Here is a 19,435-nt window from a genome sequence, read left to right as displayed (position 1 = left end):
GGTTTAGATTTTGAGTAACGAATTGAATCCGTTAGACATCCAGGAAATCTTGGAGTTGTTGCCGCACCGTTATCCTTTTTTGCTGGTGGACCGGGTTGCAGATTACGAGATTAGTGAAGAGCGTAAAGTATTAAAGGGGATTAAAAATGTCTCTTTTAATGAACCCTTCTTCCAGGGCCATTTTCCTAAGCGTCCGGTTTTTCCCGGGGTACTGATCCTTGAAGCTATGGCTCAGGCGACCGGGATCCTGGCATTTAAGATGACGGGTAAGCCTGCTGAAAATGAGCTCTACTACTTCGCATCGGTTGATAATGCGCGCTTTAAGCGTCCGGTGGTGCCTGGCGATCAGCTGGTTCTGGATGTAGAGTTTTTAAAAGAGCGTCGTGGCGTTGCCAAGTTTACCGGCGTTGCTACCGTCGACGGTGAGGTAGTGTGTACTGCCGAGCTAATGTGTGCCAAAAGAGTGAGCTAAGCGTGATCGATAACAGTGCAGTGATCCATGAGACCGCCATTGTTCATGAGTCAGCCCGTATCGGTCGCAATGTTGAGATCGGTCCATGGACGTTGATCGGTCCCAATGTTGAGATTGGGGATGACAACTGGATCGGCTCTCATGTTGTGATTAAGGGGCCGACCCGCATCGGTTGTGGCAACAAGATCTTTCAGTTTGCCTCTATTGGTGAAGAGTGCCAGGACAAGAAATACGCCGGTGAAGCCACCAGTCTTGAGATTGGTGATCGCAACGTATTTCGTGAGTCCTGTACCATCCACCGTGGTACGGTACAGGATCAGGGGATCACCCGCATCGGTAGTGATAACCTGTTTATGGTCAATGCGCATGTTGCTCATGATTGCACCATTGGTAATCACTGTATCCTGGGTAACAATGCAACCCTGGCAGGGCATGTTCACATTGATGACTATGTGATTTTCAGTGCTCTGTCGGCGATTCAGCAGTTTTTCAGGATCGGAGCCCATGCTTTTGTTGGGGGCTGTTCTGCAGTTAACCAGGATGTACCTCCCTATGTGCTGGCGACAGGCAACCTGGCTCGGCCCTATGGTCTAAACAGCGTAGGCCTCAAACGTCGTGGTTTCTCTTCTGAGACCATAGGTATGCTTAAGCGAGCTTACAAACTGATTTTTCGCTCCAAAAAACCAATGGGGCAGATAATCCCTGAATTGGAAGAGTTGGCTAAGCAGTGTCCCGAGGTTCAGCTGTTTGCTGATTTCCTCAAAGAATCGGATCGCGGCATCATTCGTGAGTAATACTGCCAACACTTCAGCCTCCGGACCTCTTCGCATCGCTATCGTTGCCGGAGAGCTGTCTGGAGACATTCTTGGCGCAGGTCTCATCAAGGAGATCAAGCAGCGCCATCCGGACGCCATCATCGAGGGTATAGCGGGCCCGCGAATGGTCGAGCAGGGCTGTAAGGCGCTGTTTGATATCGACGAACTGTCGGTGATGGGGGTGGTTGAGATCATCGGGCGTCTGCCATCGATCCTTAAAATTCGCCGTCAACTGCTTAAACATCTCATCGCCAATCCTCCGGATATCTTCATCGGCATCGATGCTCCTGAATTTAACTTAGGAGTTGAAGCCAGGCTTAAGAAGAGCGGTATTACCACGGTTCATTATGCCAGCCCCAAGGTTTGGGCCTGGCGACAGAAACGGGTCTTTAAGATCCGCAAGGCGGTGGATCTAATGCTGGTCTTCATGCCGTTCGAAAAGGCCTTCTACGACAGATTCGGTGTCCCTTGTAAGTTTATTGGTCACACCCTGGCCGATCAGATCCCATTGAATATGGATAAGGCCGCGGCTCGTGAACGACTCGGGGTGAAGCACCCGGCCGATCATTATATCGCCGTCCTGCCCGGCAGCCGCAACGCCGAGGTTGAACTACTCTCTCCAACCTTCGTGCGGGCTTGCAAGCACCTGACGGTACACTTCCCGAATCTCAGGTTTGCCGTGCCCCTGGTCAATGAGAAGCGCAAGCAGCAATTTTTGAAGCTCGCCGCTGAGTTCGCCCCTACCGTTGAATTCGAGTGTTTCGATGGTAAGGCGCGGGATGTGATGGCTGCCTCAGATGTGGTATTACTGGCATCCGGTACCGCCACCCTGGAGGCGATGCTGGTTGGGCGCCCCATGGTGGTTTGTTACCGCCTCAAGGCCTTTACCTATTACCTGGCACAAAAGCTGGTGCACACTCCCTATGTTTCCCTGCCAAATCTATTGGCCGACCAGATGCTGGTCCCTGAGTTGATCCAGCATCAGTGTGAGCCGGAGCGGATAGTGACCGAGGTGACCAGGCTGCTGGAGCATGATAACCAGTGGCTTAAACAAAAGTTTACCCAGCTCCATCAACAGCTGCGCTGCAATGCCGATGAGCAAGCCGCCGAGGCGGTATTAGAACTGATAAAAACTCCACGGAACCCTTAAATTATGACTCACATTGAGCTCATCGCCGGGGTCGACGAGGTAGGTCGGGGTCCCCTGGTTGGGGATGTGGTGACCGCAGCCGTCATTCTCGATCCGAACCGTCCCATCGCCGGCCTGACCGACTCTAAAAAACTATCTGAAAAAAAACGTGAGCTGCTAGCCCCGCAAATTCGTGAGCAGGCCTTGGCCTGGGCGATCGGTATTGCCACTCCCGAGGAGATTGATGAGCTGAATATCCTGCAGGCGACCTATCTTGCGATGCAGCGGGCGGTGAGTGGACTTAAGCTTAAACCAACTCAGCTTCTGGTTGATGGAAATCGGGGGCCAGATTTTGGGATCCCGGCCCAGTTTATCGTCAAGGGCGATCTCAAAGAGCCTGCCATCAGTGCCGCCTCAATTTTAGCTAAGGTGACCCGGGATCAGCAGATGCTGGAGCTGGATGCCCAGTATCCTCAATACGGTTTTGCCAAGCATAAGGGCTACCCTACCAAGGCCCACTTCGAGGCCCTTGAGCTGCACGGTCCTTTGGAGTGTTATCGTAAGAGCTTTAAACCGGTGCGCCGGGTATTGAATCTGGACTGATAGTCATGACCACGCCAGCCTTTATTCACTTGCGGGTTCACAGTGACTTTTCGATGATCGATGGTCTGCAGAAGATCCCTGCACTGCTCTCCAGAGCCAGTGAGCTCAAGATGCCGGCAATTGCCATCACAGATCAGATGAATCTGTGTGGCCTGGTCCGTTTCTACCGCAGTGCTCACCAAAAAGGGCTCAAGCCGCTGATCGGCGCCGATCTCTGGATTATTGATGATCCGGAGCAGGGCGAGGAGCCCTATCGCCTGCCGGTGTTGGCGATGGATAACCAAGGTTATCAGAACCTCACCATGCTGATCTCCAAGGCGTATCGCAGAGGGCATCTGCAGGGCCGCCCGGTGGTGGATCGCCAGTGGCTTCTCGAGCATAACTCAGGGCTGCTGCTGCTCTCGGGGGCAGCCGAGGGAGATATCGGCCGGGCCCTTCTCAAGGGCAACACCCAGGAGGTCGAGAGCTTTGTTGATTTCTATCAGCAGCATTTTACCGATCGCTTTTTTATTGAACTGCAGCGAACCGGCCGGCGTGATGAGAGCCGTTATCTCCAGCTCGCCCTGGAGCTTGCCGAAGAGCGCGAGCTGCCGGTGGTGGCAACCAATGAGGTATGCTTTCTCGATAAGAGCGATTTTGAGGCTCACGAGATCCGGGTCAGTATTCACGACGGCTACACCCTGGAAGATAAGCGCCGTCCCAAACGCTATAGCGAGCAGCAATACCTTCGTAGCGAAGCCGAGATGGTTGAGCTGTTCAAAGATATTCCCCAGGCGTTGCAAAACAGTGTTGAGATCGCTAAACGCTGTAATGTGACGGTTCGGCTCAATGAGTACTTTCTCCCCAAGTTTCCGACCGGGGATATGACGGATGCCGACTATCTGGTGATGGTCTCCGAGAAGGGGCTTGAGGAGCGTTTAGAGCAGCTCTTCCCGGAACCCGAGCTCAGGGCCAAAAAACGTCCCGAATATGATGATCGCCTGGCCATCGAGCTCCAGGTGATCAACCAGATGGGATTTCCAGGCTACTTTTTGATCGTTATGGAGTTTATCCAGTGGTCCAAGGATAACGCCATCCCGGTCGGTCCGGGACGGGGCTCAGGTGCGGGCTCCCTGGTTGCTTATGCCCTGAAGATTACCGATCTCGATCCCCTTGAATTTGACCTGCTGTTCGAGCGATTTTTGAATCCAGAGCGGGTCTCGATGCCCGACTTTGATATCGATTTCTGCATGGACCGCCGCGATGAGGTGATCGATCACGTGGCCGAGATCTATGGCCGGGATGCGGTGTCGCAGATCATCACCTTCGGTACCATGGCTGCCAAGGCGGCGATCCGTGATGTTGGTCGGGTGTTGGGACACCCCTATGGATTCGTGGACAGGATCTCCAAGCTGGTTCCGCCCGATCCCGGAATGACCCTGACCAAGGCGTTCGATGCCGAGCCGAAACTGCCTGAGATCTACGCTCAGGATGAGGAGGTTAAGGCCCTCATCGATATGGCGCGTCAGCTCGAGGGGGTGACCCGCAACGCCGGTAAGCACGCCGGGGGCGTCGTTATCGCGCCGACTAAGATCACCGATTTCTCACCTATCTATTGTGATGGTGAGGGGCTGCATCCGGTCACCCAGTTTGATAAGAATGATGTTGAAACTGCCGGTCTGGTTAAGTTTGACTTCCTGGGGCTGCGAACCCTGACTATCATCGACTGGGCCCTTGGGATGATCAACCCGCGCCTTGAAGCTCAGGGAAAACCGCCAGTCGATATTGCCGCGATTCCGCTCACCGATCCCGCCTCATTTGCCCTGCTCAAACGCTATGAAACCACCGCGGTATTCCAGCTGGAATCCCGTGGAATGAAGGATCTTATCAAGCGCCTGCAGCCGGACTGCTTCGAGGATATGATCGCTTTGGTGGCACTGTTTCGTCCCGGGCCTCTGCAATCGGGGATGGTGGATAACTTCATCGACCGTAAGCACGGGCGCGAGGCTATTTCCTACCCGGATGAGCAGTACCAGCATCCCTCATTGCAGCCGATTCTTGATCCCACCTATGGCGTTATCCTCTATCAGGAGCAGGTGATGCAAATCGCCCAGGTGCTGGCAGGCTACACCCTGGGTGGCGCGGACATGCTGCGACGAGCCATGGGTAAGAAAAAACCCGAGGAGATGGCTAAGCAGCGGGCGGTGTTTGAAGAGGGAGCGGTGAGCCAGGGGGTTGATGGCGAACTGGCGATGAAGATCTTCGATCTGGTAGAGAAATTTGCCGGATATGGATTTAACAAGTCGCACTCGGCCGCCTATGCCCTGGTCTCTTACCACACCCTGTGGCTCAAGACCCATTATCCGGCCGAGTTCATGGCGGCGGTAATGACCGCCGATATGGATAACACCGAGAAGGTGGTGGGCCTGGTGGATGAGTGTCACCGGATGGGGCTTAAACTGATCCCGCCGGATCTCAACTGTGGCCAGTATCGCTTCACCGTCAATGATGAGGGGGCGATCGTGTACGGCATAGGTGCGGTCAAGGGCGTCGGTGAGGGGCCCATTGAAGCAATCATCGAAGCCCGTGAGCAGGATGGCCCCTTCAAGGATCTGTTCGATTTCTGTAGTCGGGTCGATCTTAAGAAGATCAATAAGCGGGTGCTGGAGAAGCTGATCTTATCCGGGGCTATGGATCAGCTGGGTCCGCACCGGGCTGCTTTGCGGGCAACCCTGGATGAGGCGATGCAGGCGGCGGCTCAACATAACCATGCCCGCAGCTTTGGTCAGACCGACATGTTTGGCGTGCTTACCGAGGAGCCGGAGGCGATCGAACGGGCTTTTGCCAATATTGCTCCCTGGCCGGAGCAGACTTGGTTGGAGGGGGAGCGCGACACCCTGGGGCTCTATCTGACCGGGCATCCGATCAATCAATATTTAAGTGAGCTCAAGCGATATACCACCGCCAGGCTGTCCGAGATCCAGCCCGGAGGTCGTGATAAAATCAGCACAGTGGCCGGACTGGTGTTATCATGCCGAGTCATGATGACCAAGCGCGGGAGTCGCATGGGGATACTTACCCTGGACGATCGCTCCGGTCGACTGGACGTGACGCTATTTTCAGATACACTCGAGCGTTACGAGCCAATGTTGCAAAAAGATCGCATTTTGGTGATCAGCGGGCAAGTAAGCTTTGACGATTTTTCCGGCGGCATTAAAATGAGTGCCCGCGAAGTGATGGATGTGGTCGAAGCTCGAGAGAAATACGCCCGTGCATTGCGGATAGAACTGGATAGCCGGCGGCTTGATGAGCCGCTGCTGTATCGGCTGCGCGAGGTCCTGGAGCCTCAGCGCGGTGGGGTCTGTGCATTAGATGTTGGCTATCAGACCGAAATTGCCAGAGCCAATCTGAGATTTGGCGCCGAATGGCGGATCACTCCGACCGATGAGTTGATCGACAATTTACGCGTCCTGTTGGGAGCCGACAGGGTGAAACTGATTTTTGACTAGTGAGGTACAGGCATCGTTATGGGTCTGAACTTTTTAGATTTTGAACAACCGATTGCTGAGCTGCAGGCTCAGATCGAAGAGCTGAAGCATGTCAGCGACGGACAAACCCTGGAAATCGATCTGCATGAGGAGATCGCTAAGCTGGAGCAAAAGCGTGATGAGCTGACCAAGAAATTGTTCAGCAATCTCGGAGCCTGGCAGATTTCCCAGCTGGCACGCCATCCGGAGCGCCCCTATACCCTGGACTACATCCAGCAGATCTTCACCGATTTTGATGAGCTGGCGGGCGATCGTGCCTACGCAGACGACAAGGCGATTGTCGGCGGCATTGCGCGTCTTGAGGGACGCCCCGTGATGGTGATCGGCCAGCAGAAGGGCCGGACCACCAAGGAGAAGATCAGCCGTAATTTCGGTATGCCTGCACCCGAAGGCTATCGCAAGGCGCTACGCCTGATGGAGATGGCCGAGCGTTTCAATATGCCAATCATCACCTTCATCGATACTCCGGGAGCCTACCCGGGTATCGGCGCCGAAGAGCGCGGTCAGAGTGAAGCGATTGCTCAGAATCTTAAGGTGATGGCACGTCTTAAGGTTCCTGTGATCTGTACCGTGATCGGTGAGGGTGGCTCAGGCGGAGCTTTGGCGATCGGTGTGGGTGACCGGGTTAACATGTTGCAGTACTCAACTTACTCGGTGATCTCTCCTGAGGGTTGTGCCTCTATCCTGTGGAAAAACGCCGAGAAGGCTTCCCAGGCCGCCGAGGCGATGGGGATCACTGCGCCTCGTCTCAAGGAGCTGGGTCTTATCGATGCGGTGATTGAAGAGCCTATGGGTGGTGCCCACCGTGATCAGGAGCAGATGGCAAATCGTCTGCGTAATCAGCTGCTGCACGATCTCGATGAGCTGCGTCCGCTGACCACAGAGCAATTGCTGGATCAGCGTTATAAGCGCTTTACCGGATTTGGCTACTGCTAATTGCTGAGTGTCGGCTGACACTCAATGCAGCTTAAAACCCCTGACCGCTAACCCGGTGAGGGGTTTTTTATGGGCTATGGTTTGCTATTTCGTACCAGAGGCACATAGTCCAGCCGCGGATGCTGCACATGGAGGTGCGAATGTAGCGATAGTCATGGGTGTAGTTACTCTCGGAGTAACGTAACGTGAGGTAAGGATACCAAGCAGGGAGAGATTATCAGGGATGGTAATCGACGATAGCTACCTGCGGCTAGCTGGTTTATGGCTTCGCCATATAGCCGTATTCGCCCGGCAGTCGAGTTACTTTGGTATCGCTCAAAGTAACCAAAGGCTCGCTGCGCGCGATGAGTCCCTCCATCGAGCTACGCGATTCGGCGTCCTGCCTCAATAGCTCGAAATATCAAGATTCTTTCAAGGCTACCTGTATAGTTGAGTCGAAGATAGGGAGTTAAATCCCCGTGAGCGAGCGTTGCGGAGAGATCATGGCGCGGAGATTCATAAGGGGAATGCGGGTCTTCTGATGGCTCTGTCGGGAGTTCCCGGCAGGCTTGCAGCTCAACTATGCTAAACATGAGGCTGAAAAATATGGGACACAGGGATGAGATCTATTTTGATCGGGGGCTTTTTCTTAGGGCTACTCTGGGCCCCTGGAGCTCAGGCGGATGGAACTGTGCGTTTAGCCAGTGGTGAGTACCCTCCCTACCTTTCTGATTCACTGCCCCATGATGGTTTGATATCGCATATAGTAACCTCCGCTTTTGCCACTCAGGGGGTGAAAGTCAAATATGGTTACTTTCCCTGGAAGAGAACAGCGTTACTGGTAAAAATGGGTCACTGGGATGGCTCACCGGGTTGGCTCTGGAGTGAAGATAGGGCTGAGGATTACTGGTTCAGTGAGCCAGTCATTATCGGTAAGGGCGTTTTTTTCTTTCTCAAGGATAGCCCTGCTAAAAATTTTGAGTGGCAAAGCTATGCCGATCTGAAAGGGCTGAAGGTAGGCACAACCCTGGGTTATCACTATGGAGAGGCGTTTCATCAGGCTCAAAGAGATGGAATGATCCAGGTTTCGGCTCGACAAACAAACTTAGATAATTTCCTGCGATTACTGGATGGAAAAATTGACCTTTTTCCTCTGGATAAATGTGTTGGCCTGTATGTTTTGCATAAGAATCTTCCGGGAAGGGTCGATCTCTTTGGCTATGCCAGTAAGCCGATGAATACCGATGAATATCGGGTGATTTTTCCCAAGGTTAAACAGAGTAGTAAGGCTTTGCTGGCGACGTTTAACCAGGGGCTGAAGCAGCTGGACCTGGATAGCTCGATCAAGCATTTTGACCGCTATGATTGCCTGTAGCGCCCGAGGCTGGCCGTCGCCTCTATGTGCCTGATATGGCAGGCTACAATTACCCTAGGGTAAAAAGGGAAGGTTCGGGAGTGAATCTATGTTGAGACCTTACTATCCCATACTCCTGATTCTTGGATTTCTCGGGGCCTTGCTTCCCCGGTTATCCTACTCAGCGGATTCTGTGCTGCTGCTGCTCACCGAGGAGTGGCGCCCCTATAATTATCGTCAGGGCGATCGCATTATCGGGATCGGCACAGAGCTGGTGGAAGCGACACTCAAGCGAGCCAAAGTCCCCTACAAACTAAAGATGCTGACCTGGAAGGGTGCCTATGAGCAAACTCTCAGGCGCCCTAATACCCTGCTCTATACCACGAGCCGCACCGAAAAGCGTGAAAAGCTATTCCACTGGATTGGCCCCCTGTTTCCGAAAAGGCACTATCTCTACAAGCTGAGTAGTCGGCAGGATATCCGGATCAAGAAGTTTGATGATCTCAAAAAATATCGGCTCGGTGTGATCCAGGGAGGGTCGACCCAGGAATACCTTGAATCAAAGGGGTTGGTTGAGGGGATAAACTTCTTTACGGTGAGAAAGTCTCAGCAGAACCTCGATAAGCTATTTCGTGGGCGGGTCGATCTGATCCCGGGGGCAGATGTCGAGTTCATTTTGCAGATGCGCGAAACCGACCACGATTTCGGGCAGATCCAAAAGGCGTTTCTCCTGATTGAGCAAGGGGGCTTTTATATCGCGGCGAATCTTGAGACCCCGGAGCCTCTGATCCAAAAGCTGCAGAAGGCGCTGGATCAGCTTTTGGCGGAGGGAGTCAGAGAGAAAATCATCGTCAAATATAGTCAGTGATTCCCCAGGGAGGTTCAGCTCCTATAGAAAAGGGGGGAAGAAGATCCCCCTTTCTGGTTATTTAAGGCTATTGAGCCCCTCTTCGGCTTGCAGATAAAGAGTTTCGTCATCCTGGCCGCTGCTCCAGATGCTGGCACCGATAATCGGGCGAATATGATACCTGGAGAGTGTCGGGTAATGACTAAGCTGATTATGGATCCGCTCGCTGAGGTTGATGCTGCTCTCCTGGCTGGCCGGAGACATCAATAGCGCAAATCTGTCTTCGCTAAGCTGATACAGCTGATCGCTTCTGCGGGCCGTCTTTAGCATCAGTTCAATGAACTCCGTCAGGATCTGCTCTATGGTCGATAGCGTGAGATCGCTATCAATGTTGGCGATCCCATCAAGCTGTATCAGCATCAGGCATAACCCCTGATTGGTGCGCTGATTGCGATGAATGGCCTGAGATAGTGCCTTGTTAAATTCGCTATCATGCCCGGGAGAGATAAGCTCAGGGGTCCAAGTTGAAAGATTGGCTTTCTCAAGCCTCAGGTAGAGCCTCAGGGGAACGACGATAAAATTTTGAAGTTGCATCAGGACCCGCTGTTGATAGGGAGTTAATTTATTGCGAAATCCATATTTAAGCTGTCCCACCGGGAGGCCTTTGGGATCCTGGAGCTTTAGCACCAGTTCATGAACGGTACCTGAGGTATTCAGAAGCTCAATCTCAAGATCCTGGCAGGAGTAGCTCAGGCTACTGATGGGCAACATGTTGCCGACCCATTGCGCAAACTGCTGCAACATCTGCTCCAGGGTATCCTGAGAGCCAAGCTGCTCAAGCATTTCCAGTTTTTGTACCAGGCTCAGGCCGGGAACGCCTCCAAACAGAGGGGTACGGCTTTCGGCTTGAGGTGAGTGACGGCCAATAGGAGTTTGATTCACGGTGATACCTCGATAGTCCGCATCAATTGAGAGAGTTACTGCAATTTGCTTGCCACCAATCTCTGGTGACTGACTGAGCTATCTGGAGCTGGTTCGCAATTGAAAGGGGACCAGGACTCCCAACCAAAATTCAGAGGCGCTTTTTCGCAGCCGGATTCCACCAATAGGGAGGTACAGAAAGTAACAAGCAGCGCTGCTGCATGCATATAAGCCTGCATAGCAATCAGCTCTGTCCCCTTATCCATTCATTAATGAAGATATATTCTGTTTTGACTCTTGCGTAGCCATCCTGCTGGAGGAGGGGCTATTAGTGACACTTGCCAGCCAGGGGCTCCTTAAGCGGCAAAGGGCTTAGATCTTTAGCCATTTCTTGGTTATAATCCAGCCAGTTTAACCCGTTCGAGCTCTTCTTTGACCCTTAAGGCACTGTCTCTCCCCCCGGCTTCCAATCAAGCTTCATTTAGCACTAAAATGAAAAAATCAACGAATGTGCTGCCAAATTCTGCGATATACGGATATAATCAACAAAACTGAGCTTTTGAGCACATTTTTGGCTGTCAGAGTCGTTTACAATCACTCGTCAGCCTTATTTTTAAAGATAGCTGCATGATTAGCGAGGATGGTTGCACAATGGCCCATAAATATCGAATCTTATTGCTTAACGGACCCAATTTAAACCTTCTGGGGCGGCGTGAGCCCGGTATCTATGGTGCTCAGACACTCAATGAGATTGTCGGTCAGCTGGAGACCCTCAGTGATGAGCTGGGAGTCTCTCTGTCTCATCTGCAGTCAAATGCAGAGGCAGAGCTGTTGGACTGTGTCCATCAGGCGATGGGACAGCAGGATTTCATTATTATCAATCCGGCGGCATTTACTCATACCAGTGTTGCGTTGCGTGATGCACTACTCGGTGTCGACATTCCTTTTATTGAGGTGCATTTGTCGAATGTTCATGCGCGGGAGCCCTTCCGCCATCACTCATATCTTTCTGATATTGCTCAGGGGTTATTTGTGGGCTGGGGGCTGACGGCTATCAATTTGCACTGCAAGCTGCAGTTCGTTATCTGCAACGGGCTCGCTGAAACAGACCTAAATTAGCTAAAGAGAATTCGTAATGGATATTAGGAAAATCAAGAAACTGATTGAACTGGTTGAAGAATCTGGCATCTGTGAGCTGGAGATCGCTGAGGGAGAGGAGTCCGTACGTATCAGCCGTGCCATGGCTCCTGTTGCTGCTGCGGCTCCTGCACCTGTGACTGTTGCTGCGGCACCCGCTGCCCCTGTAGCGGCTGCACCATCTGTTGAAGAGCAGACCCCGGTCGTTGAAGGGCATATGCTGCGCTCACCTATGGTTGGAACCTTCTACCGTGCTCCAAGTCCTGGTGCGAAGACCTTTGTTGAAGTAGGTCAGCAGGTCAGTGTCGGAGATACCTTGTGCATCGTTGAAGCGATGAAGATGATGAACCAGATCGAAGCTGACAAAGCGGGTGTCGTGAAGGCGATCCTGGTTGATGATTGTCAGCCGGTTGAGTTTGATGAGCCTCTGTTTATCATTGAGTAAGGGTCCGCTGCATGTTGGATAAAATTGTAATTGCCAACCGCGGCGAGATCGCGCTGCGGATCCTGCGCGCCTGTAAAGAGCTTGGGATCAAGACGGTCGCGGTTCATTCCACTGCCGATCGCCATCTTAAGCACGTTCTGCTGGCGGATGAATCTATCTGTATCGGTCCTGCGGCTGCGACAGATTCCTATCTGAATATCCCTTCCCTGATTGCTGCCGCAGAGGTTACTGATGCAGTTGCGATTCACCCGGGATATGGCTTCCTGGCTGAAAATGCCGACTTTGCAGACCAGGTTGAAAACTCAGGTTTTATCTTCATCGGGCCGCGTGGCGACACCATCCGCCTGATGGGGGACAAGGTCTCGGCCATCGAGGCGATGCGTAAGGCCGGTGTTCCCTGCGTTCCCGGATCCGATGGCCCGATCGGTGATGACGCCGAGAAAAACAAGGCGATCGCCAAGCGTATCGGTTATCCGGTGATCATCAAGGCTTCCGGTGGTGGTGGTGGTCGCGGCATGCGTGTTGTTCGCTCTGAGGACGAACTGCAAAGCTCCGCAGAGCTGACCCGTGCCGAAGCCAAGGCTGCCTTTGGTAATGACATGGTTTACATGGAGAAATTCCTGGAAAATCCACGTCATATTGAGATCCAGGTTCTGGCCGATGGTCAGGGCAATGCGATCCACCTGGCGGAGCGTGATTGCTCGATGCAGCGTCGTCACCAAAAGGTGGTGGAGGAAGCGCCTGCACCGGGAGTGACCGAAGAGATGCGCCGCCAGATTGGTGAGCGCTGCTGCCGCGCCTGTCTGGAGATCGGCTATCGTGGTGCCGGTACCTTTGAGTTCCTGTATGAGAATGGTGAGTTCTTCTTCATCGAGATGAACACCCGTATCCAGGTTGAGCACCCTGTCTCTGAGCTGATCACCGGAGTGGATCTGGTGAAAGAGCAGCTGCGGATCGCCGCTGGCCAGCCTTTGTCGATCACCCAGGATGACATCAAGGTTCGTGGTCATGCTATTGAGTGCCGGATCAACGCTGAAGATCCAGAAACCTTCATCCCGTCTCCGGGTAAGATTGAGTTCTTCCATGCGCCGGGTGGTCTGGGGGTTCGCTGGGATTCTCACATCTATAGCGGCTATACGGTTCCTCCCTATTATGACTCTATGATTGGTAAGCTCATCACCTATGGTGAGAACCGGGATGTGGCGATTGCCAGAATGCGCCATGCCCTGGATGAGCTGGTGGTCGATGGTATCCGTTGCAACGTTGAATTGCACAAAGAGATCATGGCCGATGAGAACTTCCAGCATGGTGGGACTAACATCCACTATCTGGAGAAGAAGCTGGGCCTCTAATAAGCCAACAGCTATCTGATAAAAGGGCCGTTACGGCCCTTTTTTAATGGGTTTTTTCAGATGAGCCAGGATCACCCTCTCTTGGAGGGAGCATACCGTCAGTCAATATCCGGGTGAGGCAGGGGAGAGCTTATCCCGGGCAGGTAAGTGAAATGATAGAGAACAGAGACCAGGATTTTTTGAATCGATTCATTGAATCGACCCGGGTAATTTCTGATGGACTACCTAAGCTAATCGTTGGGATCAAAGATAAAAATCTGCTACATAAGTACTGCTCCAGGCACTACCTTGAACTGTTAAATGTAGATGCCAGTGAGATTATCGGGAAAAAGCATATCAAGAACTATAGGGGAACCCGGGCCAGCCATATGATTCTCAGGGACGATGCGGCTCTCATCGCTCACAGGAGAGAGACAACCCACCTACTGATAGTCAGGTTAAATAATGCACTCAAACCTCGGGTAATTATTAAATCCCCGATCATCAATCCAGAAACTGAAAATGTCGTCGGAATCATCTATAGAGGATTTGACTATGCATCGGCAAACATCAACCGGGATATTGTTAGCATTGAACATGCTAGGGATGATACCTGCGAATTAAACCGCCCAGAGCTTGAGCGAAATCTGACCAGAAGAGAGAAGCAGGTCATCTTCTTCTTTCTCGCTAATTTTACCAGTAATGATATTGCTAAGATCATTTCAGAGTTTGAAGGAAAACCCATAAGCAAGAGTACAGTGGATAGTATTTTTTCAAATCAGCTCTACGATAAATTTGAGGTACATAGCAGGCAGGCGCTGTATCAGAGGCTGGTGGAGAATGGATATGAGAAACTGATACCGCAAGAGTTGATAGAGTCTGGAGATATGCTGTTGCTTGCTTTGAAAAACTACCTTATTTACTGAATTCATCTCAATGGGTCAGGGTTTAGCATCACCGAGCACCGGTGATGCTGAAATATCCAGACGAGCTAAGTCATAGTAAGGGGATTAGCCATTATGAGTTCAGATCCTTCCTCTTGAGAGGAATTTTTTGGGGATCTGTACCTGCTTACAACGCAGATACTCAGCCACATTTTTACCCAGGCAGTCATATGAACCAGTGCTCGCGGCTCCCTTTCCAAGCAGACAACGATTCAGGAAGTGAACAGCATAGATATTTGCAAATTCGACCCGCTCAATGACGCCGCCGATATCATCATCTCCCAGTAACTCGCGGATCTTCTCTATGGTCAGGAAGCTTCTCAGCCACTGCCACTCGTCAGCATGGCGCACAAAGAAGCCAACATTCGAGTTGGTAAATTTATCTCCTGAGCGGGCAAAGACGATGCTTCCAAGAGGGGCCTCGATGGTGTCGCCATATCCGGAGGGATCAAACTCTTCATCCGGGTCGCTGGAGTCCTGAATGATCTCTTGAGTGAGCCGGGCCGGAGCAATCTGGATCACTTCTCCGCTATCGAGAGTCACCCGGTGGCGTAATTCATGGATATCCAGCAGAGTTGGCCAGTATTCAATAAACTCCCGGGGTGGGTTAAGCGAAAGTCATAGTTACAGGTGGCCCCGGGATAGGTCTGCATGGTGTTGTTGAGCAGGACATACAGGAAGTTTTCCGGGCTCAGGGTCTCTTTATCATTCGCCTGAGCAAAAACCCGCAGATGCACAGTTGCCTCGTTCTGGTTGGTTGGGTTGTCTGCAACAGAGCCATAGGTATCAAAGCGTAGCTGGCGAAATCTACTCTGATCCAGGTATTTCATCGCCTGATCCCTGAAGAGAGCGACTTTCTCCTTGATATCCAGGCCCGTCATATACCAATGCATCTCAGCGGCATAACCACCTATGGTACTGATCCCGATCTTCGCTGTATTAGGTGGCGCGATCCCCTTGATGCCGCAAACCTCGACCCGGTTATCTCCCTGACTTTCAATCTGTATATCGGTCAATACTGCGGTCACATCCGGGTTCACATAGTAGCGTCCCTGAAGCTCATAGACCAACTGAGTAATCACAGTTTCCTTGTTGACCAGGCCATCGGAATGCTCACCTTTTGTGATGACGCTTGTCCCATCCCGGGAGATCTCAGCAATGGGGTAACCAACAGAGGTTAACTTTCCGGCCTGCTTAAAGCCGGGGAAGTTTCCGCCGGTAACATAATTGCTGCACTCAATGAGGTGTCCTGCGACCAGAGAGCCAGCCAATGCATCAAAATCATCTTGTTGCCACCGGTGCCACCAGGCGGCAACGGCAATCACCGGGGCTGCATCCGTGACCCGGCCGGTAATAACGATATCTGCTCCCCGGTTCAGGGCCTCAACGATACCCCAGCCTCCAAGGTAAGCATTTGCCGCTATGGGTTGGCAACCAAGGGTTGAGAAGGGCTTGCCGTTATCCAGATTATTAAACGCATATCCTTTTTCCTGAAGATCACTCAGCTGATGCATGATGTCATCACCCTCCACATAAGCGACAGATAGTTCATATCCCTCTTCACGAATCATCTGCTTAATCAGACTGGCCAATGATTGTGGGTTAAGACCACCGGCATTGCTGATAACTTTTATTTTCCGCTCAGCAACCTCTTTGATTGCCAGCCTCAGGCACTCGATAAAAATCAGCTCATAACCTTTGGTTGAGTCTGCCTTTTTCTCCTGAGCAAGACGCGCCAGGTTGATCTCTGATGGCCAATCACCAGTAATGGCATCGATCTCAGCCTCATCCACCAGAGATTTCATACTCTCTACACGGTCGAAGATCGAACCCGAAACATTCGCAACTCTTACAGGGGTAGTTTTCATCATATACTCCTCATGACTCATAGGATTTGTTTTGTCTGGAGTAACAGTACGCCTCGCGGTGAGGGCTGTAACTAGCGTTTAAGTGCTATGAGGAGTGCTGGATTTCGGGTGAGCAGAGCATCCTGTCAGTGCTATATTAGGGTCACAATTGTTGCGGCATGATTGAGAAAGATGCTGAAATCCCTTGATTCTCTTCGTTATTTTATTGCGGTGGTTAAGCTTGGAAGTTTCTCTGCTGCGGCAGAAAAGCTGGATACATCCGTTTCCTCTATCTCACGTCATGTGCAGTTACTGGAAAAGGAGCTACAGGTTCCTCTGCTGATCCGCCACACCCGACGTTTATCCCTGACGGAGACCGGCAAACTGGTTTTTGAGCAGGGGCAGGAGGTCTGTACCCAGCTTGATACTCTGGGTGAGTCCATAGTGCTGCGCCATCAACAGGTCAGAGGGACCGTTCGGATCAGTGCCCCCTATGGTTTGGATCCCACGCGATCGCTCCTTTGTTAGCAGATATCAATAAGCGCTGGCCTCAGCTGAGCATCTACCTGAATTACGGAGATGAAAACCTGGACCCCTATGGCGATGATTACGATCTCTATGTTCGGATGGCAACTGCCAGCGATTCCTCTTTGATTGCCCGCCCTCTGTCAGCCGTGGAGTACTGGCTATGCGCAAGCCCCGACTACCTGCAACAAGCGGCGTCGATTGAGGAGCCAGCAGATCTGGCTCAGCATAAATTGCTGGAGCAGAGATTTCGCCAGGGGATCGACTGCTGGCGTTTTACCCATATTGAATCTGATCGCCATGAGCGACTCGATCTCTCTTCGGCCTGGTTTAGCACTAACAGTGCCCCCTCTTTACTGCAAGTCGCCATAGATGGAGGGGGATCGTTGCCCTGCCGCGCCAGTTGTTGGTATCCGAGGTAGAGCGCGGGGCTTTGGTTCGTATTCTGCAGTCCTACCGGATCAGCCCCTTTCAGGAGAATGCCCAGCTCTATCTTATCTATACCCGGGGCAAAACCCTTGAGCCTAAGATTAAGGTTGTGGTCGAGAGCATCATCGAATCCCTCGGAGGGGGATAATGCGGCTAGAGCTGCATCGCTGAATTTCCCTGACCACAGATTAAGGATGGTCTGGGCTTGAATCAGCAAGAGCTTACTACTTGAAGGCGGTTGAGCAATAGAAAGAAAAGGCCCCAGCATGAACCGGAACCTTGGAAAGGACAGTGAATCAGGCAAAAGCTGAGTCACTGTCGGTGAGCAGGGATTAATCAAAGCGCAGTGATTCACCGACCTCTTTCATTACCTTGCCACCATCTCCCTGAGGCAGCATCACCTCAATCAGCTGGAATGCTCTGTCTTTGCGCATCTCAATGAAAGCCTCGCCCAGCTCGCCATAGTTGGTAACCCGGATGCCATCCCGTGAGCTTCCCATCGCACGTTGCATCAAAGAGAAGTTCCAGGACGCGATATCGTTGTAGGGGTAGTTATCTAAGATCGCCCGCTCAATCTCGTAGCCATTGTTGTTTAACACCAGCATCTTGAGGTTTGCCTGATGACGAATGGCGCTGGAGATCACCTGTGGTACCTCCTGCAATGAGCCATCGCCAATCAGCAGCAGCACAGTTTTATCAGGGTTGGCTAATGCGGCGCCCAGAGCTGAGCCTGCACTCTGACCAATTGAAGCCCAGAAGGCTGCGTTATCATAGCTAGCCCCTCAGGCAGTAGCAGGCCACAACCACTAAATAGCGCAGTTCCTGCCTCAACCACTATGTGATCTTCCGATTGAATTGCGGTAGAGAGCATCTCAAAGAAGCCATCGACACTCAGTGATTCCTGCATCGGACGGTTAAACTGACCTGCATAGGCTTGCATCTGCTCCGCTTGTGGATGAGTTCTGTCATTATTGACTCCCAGCACCTGTTGCAGTAGGTTAATCGACTCGATCATTGGGATCTTTTCAAAACGCTCACCACCGATCTCCAGGGCGTTTTCATGCACGATTACTGTCTTCGCTGCCGGCATCTCAACACTGCCACAGATCGATTGAATATCGGTTAGCCAGCAACCTAAATTGATATAGAGGTCGCTCTCGTTAAAGAAATCCTGGAACTCAATTGCTGAGGCTACGCCTAGATAGGTGCCACAGAACTGAGGATGGCGCTCAGAGAACAGCCCCTTATCGGTGAGCAGGGTGGTAAATGGCAGACCGGTTTCATCCAGAAGTTGCTGCGCTTCTTTCTCAAGCTTGAGGCGCTTGAGTAGGAAACCCGGGATCAGCAAGCGGTTAGGCTTGTCTGAAATAAACTGCGTTAGGGCTGATTTTGCCTGCTGCACAGAGCGAGGATCGCTGGTTTCAACGACAGATAGCAGGGGCTCAGGTGCGCGGCAAGGCTTGGCACCAATATCAACGGGCACCTCGATAAAACAGGGTTCGCTGTAGGTCGCGCTATAGGTCAGCAGGCTGTCGATGATGTCCGGTGCGGTTTCAGGATCCAGCAGCACTTCGGCACGGCCATTGGTGATCACCTTAAAGGCTTCACGGTTTTTATACAGCTCGCCGCCAATTGAGTGGTGCACCAGCTCCCGCTTCGCGTAAAGATGAGAGGGGAGCCCGCCGGAGATATGAATCACGCCGACCTTCTCTGCGGCGCTGGAGGCGGTCGCATTAAATGCACTCAGGCTGCCGACCGCTGTGGTGGTGATGAAGGCTGCAACACCGTGTTGGCGGGCCATACCATCGCCGATGTAACCGGCGTTCTGCTCGTTTTCACAACCGATAAACTCAATACCGCTCTCATATCCCTGGTCCATCAAAGGCAGGATCACATCACCCGGGATGCCTGGAACCTTGGTGATTCCAAGAGATTTTACCTGATGCCACAGATATTCACCGACCGTCCAATTTGACTGATTCATATTATTCACCTCTTAAATTGATAACTGAAAAATAATTTGCCAACTCCGGATTTGAGGTGGCGTTGAAAACTGATGGGTGAATTATAGGCAGGGGCTGTTTATTGATTAACTAGCAAAGCAAGAAAACACTTTCCCGATTTATGGGAAAATAAAGATACTCCTATTTGGAGTCATAGATGAAGAGGTCTTTGATTATGCTCAGTTTCAGGC

General features: G+C 52.0%; 19 protein-coding genes and 1 pseudogene. 15 read left to right on the top strand and 5 right to left on the bottom strand.

The features are described 5' to 3' along the window. The first annotated feature begins 10 nt into the window (after nt 1-10). From fabZ to DB847_RS18595, 8 genes are all read left to right on the top strand, one after another. Nucleotides 11-472 (top strand): 3-hydroxyacyl-ACP dehydratase FabZ, encoded by a 462-nt coding sequence (fabZ, locus tag DB847_RS18630; RefSeq protein WP_108652049.1) that lies wholly within the window; start codon nt 11-13, stop codon nt 470-472. Nucleotides 473-474: 2 nt separating this feature from the next. Next, nucleotides 475-1,266 (top strand): acyl-ACP--UDP-N-acetylglucosamine O-acyltransferase, encoded by a 792-nt coding sequence (gene lpxA / locus DB847_RS18625; RefSeq protein WP_108652048.1) that lies wholly within the window; start codon nt 475-477, stop codon nt 1,264-1,266. Then, a complete protein-coding gene (lpxB, locus tag DB847_RS18620) occupies nt 1,259-2,437 on the top strand; it encodes a lipid-A-disaccharide synthase (protein WP_108652047.1) in 1,179 nt (392 codons plus the stop codon). Before lpxA ends, lpxB begins: the two co-directional genes overlap by 8 nt. A 3-nt stretch (nt 2,438-2,440) precedes the next feature. Beyond that, nucleotides 2,441-3,019, top strand: coding sequence for a ribonuclease HII (gene rnhB / locus DB847_RS18615; protein ID WP_108652046.1), 579 nt, complete (start codon nt 2,441-2,443; stop codon nt 3,017-3,019). A 5-nt stretch (nt 3,020-3,024) separates the two neighbouring features. Continuing rightward, nucleotides 3,025-6,507, top strand: coding sequence for a DNA polymerase III subunit alpha (dnaE, locus tag DB847_RS18610; RefSeq protein ID WP_108652045.1), 3,483 nt, complete (start codon nt 3,025-3,027; stop codon nt 6,505-6,507). A gap of 18 nt (nt 6,508-6,525) precedes the next feature. Next, nucleotides 6,526-7,482, top strand: a complete 957-nt coding sequence (accA, locus tag DB847_RS18605) for an acetyl-CoA carboxylase carboxyl transferase subunit alpha (RefSeq protein ID WP_108652044.1) — start codon at nt 6,526-6,528, stop codon at nt 7,480-7,482. Between the two features lie 598 nt (nt 7,483-8,080). Next, nucleotides 8,081-8,836: a substrate-binding periplasmic protein gene (locus DB847_RS18600; RefSeq protein WP_108652043.1), complete on the top strand. Its 756-nt coding sequence runs from the start codon at nt 8,081-8,083 to the stop codon at nt 8,834-8,836. 88 nt (nt 8,837-8,924) lie between these two features. Continuing rightward, a complete protein-coding gene (locus DB847_RS18595) occupies nt 8,925-9,683 on the top strand; it encodes a substrate-binding periplasmic protein (protein WP_108652042.1) in 759 nt (252 codons plus the stop codon). 57 nt (nt 9,684-9,740) lie between these two features. On the opposite strand, the gene DB847_RS18590 is transcribed toward DB847_RS18595, so the two are convergent. Next, nucleotides 9,741-10,604, bottom strand: coding sequence for a diguanylate cyclase domain-containing protein (locus DB847_RS18590; RefSeq protein WP_108652041.1), 864 nt, complete (start codon nt 10,602-10,604; stop codon nt 9,741-9,743). 630 nt (nt 10,605-11,234) lie between these two features. Between DB847_RS18590 and aroQ the strand changes: the two are divergent. The 4 genes and pseudogenes from aroQ (at nt 11,235) to DB847_RS18565 (ending at nt 14,422) form a co-directional block, all read left to right on the top strand. Then, nucleotides 11,235-11,686 (top strand): annotated as a pseudogene (aroQ, locus tag DB847_RS18580) (type II 3-dehydroquinate dehydratase). 32 nt (nt 11,687-11,718) lie between these two features. Next, nucleotides 11,719-12,165: an acetyl-CoA carboxylase biotin carboxyl carrier protein gene (accB, locus tag DB847_RS18575; RefSeq protein ID WP_108652039.1), complete on the top strand. Its 447-nt coding sequence runs from the start codon at nt 11,719-11,721 to the stop codon at nt 12,163-12,165. 11 nt (nt 12,166-12,176) lie between these two features. Continuing rightward, a complete protein-coding gene (gene accC / locus DB847_RS18570; protein ID WP_108652038.1) occupies nt 12,177-13,517 on the top strand; it encodes an acetyl-CoA carboxylase biotin carboxylase subunit in 1,341 nt (446 codons plus the stop codon). A gap of 113 nt (nt 13,518-13,630) precedes the next feature. Continuing rightward, nucleotides 13,631-14,422, top strand: coding sequence for a helix-turn-helix transcriptional regulator (locus DB847_RS18565; RefSeq protein WP_159084743.1), 792 nt, complete (start codon nt 13,631-13,633; stop codon nt 14,420-14,422). A 99-nt stretch (nt 14,423-14,521) separates the two neighbouring features. Here the strand turns inward: DB847_RS18565 and DB847_RS18560 are convergent, their stop codons facing one another. Together DB847_RS18560 and DB847_RS18555 are read right to left on the bottom strand one after the other, a co-directional pair. Beyond that, complete coding sequence (locus DB847_RS18560; protein ID WP_108652036.1) at nt 14,522-14,983, bottom strand: AtuA-related protein; 462 nt, start codon at nt 14,981-14,983, stop codon at nt 14,522-14,524. Continuing rightward, a complete protein-coding gene (locus DB847_RS18555; RefSeq protein WP_159084742.1) occupies nt 14,980-16,308 on the bottom strand; it encodes an acyclic terpene utilization AtuA family protein in 1,329 nt (442 codons plus the stop codon). Before DB847_RS18555 ends, DB847_RS18560 begins: the two co-directional genes overlap by 4 nt. 171 nt (nt 16,309-16,479) lie before the next feature. On the opposite strand from DB847_RS18555, the gene DB847_RS18550 reads away from it, so the two are divergent. From DB847_RS18550 to DB847_RS24535, 3 genes are read left to right on the top strand one after another with little or no spacing between them, the layout of a single operon-like run. After that, nucleotides 16,480-16,815 carry a LysR family transcriptional regulator gene (locus DB847_RS18550; protein ID WP_108652034.1) on the top strand — a complete coding sequence of 112 codons (336 nt, stop codon included), beginning with the start codon at nt 16,480-16,482 and terminating at the stop codon, nt 16,813-16,815. Continuing rightward, nucleotides 16,809-17,234 (top strand): LysR substrate-binding domain-containing protein, encoded by a 426-nt coding sequence (locus DB847_RS18545; RefSeq protein ID WP_159084741.1) that lies wholly within the window; start codon nt 16,809-16,811, stop codon nt 17,232-17,234. Before DB847_RS18550 ends, DB847_RS18545 begins: the two co-directional genes overlap by 7 nt. A gap of 11 nt (nt 17,235-17,245) precedes the next feature. Next, nucleotides 17,246-17,389, top strand: a complete 144-nt coding sequence (locus tag DB847_RS24535; RefSeq protein ID WP_159084740.1) for a hypothetical protein — start codon at nt 17,246-17,248, stop codon at nt 17,387-17,389. A 184-nt stretch (nt 17,390-17,573) separates the two neighbouring features. Here the strand turns inward: DB847_RS24535 and DB847_RS18540 are convergent, their stop codons facing one another. Together DB847_RS18540 and DB847_RS18535 are read right to left on the bottom strand one after the other, a co-directional pair. Continuing rightward, a complete protein-coding gene (locus tag DB847_RS18540) occupies nt 17,574-17,963 on the bottom strand; it encodes a thiamine pyrophosphate-dependent enzyme (protein ID WP_234418637.1) in 390 nt (129 codons plus the stop codon). Then, nucleotides 17,948-19,225: a thiamine pyrophosphate-binding protein gene (locus DB847_RS18535; RefSeq protein ID WP_108652031.1), complete on the bottom strand. Its 1,278-nt coding sequence runs from the start codon at nt 19,223-19,225 to the stop codon at nt 17,948-17,950. Before DB847_RS18535 ends, DB847_RS18540 begins: the two co-directional genes overlap by 16 nt. Nucleotides 19,226-19,435 lie beyond the last annotated feature (210 nt).

This window comes from Dongshaea marina, from assembly GCF_003072645.1.
Classification (GTDB): domain Bacteria; phylum Pseudomonadota; class Gammaproteobacteria; order Enterobacterales; family Aeromonadaceae; genus Dongshaea; species Dongshaea marina.
The sequence above is the reverse complement of the archived record's forward strand: the minus strand, read 5'-3'. Positions and strand labels throughout refer to the sequence as shown.